The organism is Citrobacter sp. wls718, assembly GCF_005280945.1.
GTDB classification, from domain to species: Bacteria; Pseudomonadota; Gammaproteobacteria; order Enterobacterales; family Enterobacteriaceae; genus Citrobacter; species Citrobacter gillenii.
The window spans coordinates 16,232-17,864 of sequence record NZ_SZWV01000057.1; the positions used below are offsets into that span (position 1 = coordinate 16,232).

At 59.0% G+C, this 1,633-nt stretch carries 1 protein-coding gene; it reads right to left on the reverse strand.

The window, feature by feature from the left end; translation table 11 throughout:
- Positions 1–6 precede the first annotated feature (6 nt).
- The coding region (gene iolD, locus FDW95_RS11445) for a 3D-(3,5/4)-trihydroxycyclohexane-1,2-dione acylhydrolase (decyclizing) (protein ID WP_249359056.1) at positions 7–1,633 on the reverse strand (1,627 nt) is incomplete at its 5' end.

A 1,633-nucleotide genomic window follows, 5' to 3' on the forward strand; every position in this document is an offset into this window, starting at 1 on the left:
TCTACCTCAGTACTGACGGGCGTTTTTCAGCTGCGTTAGCGTCTGTTCTGCGGCCTGGCGTACCGCAGGTGATTCAGCCATCTGCGCATCGCCGGTTCGCCACCATGAGGCGTAATCATGGGTCATAGTTTTCGGCAGTACTTTGATGTCCAGCAGCGTCGGGCCGGGATGCGCACGTGCCGCCGCCAGCGCCGCCAGCAGGCTTTGCTCATCATGAACCTTCCACGCCCGACAGCCGTAGCTTTCGGCATTTTGGGCAAAATCGACCTTCACCAGCGGCCCGTCCAGCCGCCCGGTTTGCGGGTTGCGATGGCGATTTTCGGTAGCAAAACTGCCCATCCCATGGCCCATCTGCAGATTGTTAATGCAGCCAAAGCTGGCATTATCAAACAGCAGAATGGTGACTTTTATGCCCTCCTGCACGGCGGTTTGCAGCTCAGAGTGCAGCATCATGTACGAACCATCGCCCACCATGGCGTACACCGGCTGCTGTGGTTTTGCCAGCCTGGCCCCGACGGCGGCGGCAATCTCGTACCCCATACAGGAATAGCCGTATTCCAGGTGATAGCTGTCCGGCGTTTTAACTTGCCAGAGTCGCTGTAAATCCCCCGGTAACGAACCGGCCGCGCCCACCACAATGGCGTTATCTTCAATATGCTGGTTGATAAGCCCCAGTACCCGCGTCTGGGTCAGGCGGGTGTTGAGCGTGTCGCCATATTCCGCCAGTTGCGCATCAAGATGCCCTGCCACTTCGGGCGCATCATCAGGACGCCAGTCGCGCGTCCATAAACGCTGGCACTCTTCGCGCCAGGCCGATTGCGCGACAGCAATCTCATCTCCCCAACGGCTACGATACGCCGTCATGGCCTGCGTTAACGCGGTCAACCCGGTTTGGGCATCGGCAATCAGCGCGGTAGCATCCAGCTTTAAAGCGTCAAATTCCGCCACGTTCAGCAGCAGAAATTCCACGTCCGGGTGCGAGAACAAGGCTTTCGAACCGGTGGTAAAGTCGGTGAGACGTGTGCCAATGCCAATAACCAGATCTGCCTGGGTTGCCAGTTGATTCGCCGCCATACCTCCCGTCACGCCGATACCGCCCAGGTTAAGTGGGTGGTCACTTACCAGCGCGCCCTTTCCGGCCTGGGTTTCAGCAAACGGCAGATGCAGCGTCTCGACAAACGTACGAAACGCCTCATGTGCGCCGGCGTAACGCACGCCACCACCGCACACCACCAGCGGGCGCTGTTTACGCGCAATCAGCGCCCGGGCCCTCTCCAGACGCTGAGGGTCAGGCGGTCGGCGTTCAATGTAGTGAACACGGCGCACGAAGAAGCTAAGCGGATACTCCCAGACCTCACCTTGCACATCCTGCGGCAGGCAAATCGTCACCGCGCCAGTATCTGCGGGGTCAGTAAGTGTTCGCATCGCACTTAACATTGCGCTCATTAACTGCTCTGGACGGTTAATACGATCCCAGTAACGAGAGACCGGACGGAAGCAGTCGTTGGTGCTGATGCTAAGATCATGATACTGCTCAATCTGCTGCAATACCGGGTCCGGCTGGCGGCTGGCATAAACATCCCCCGGCAACAGCAGCAGCGGAATGCGGTTCGCCGTGGCGGTTGCCGCCGCC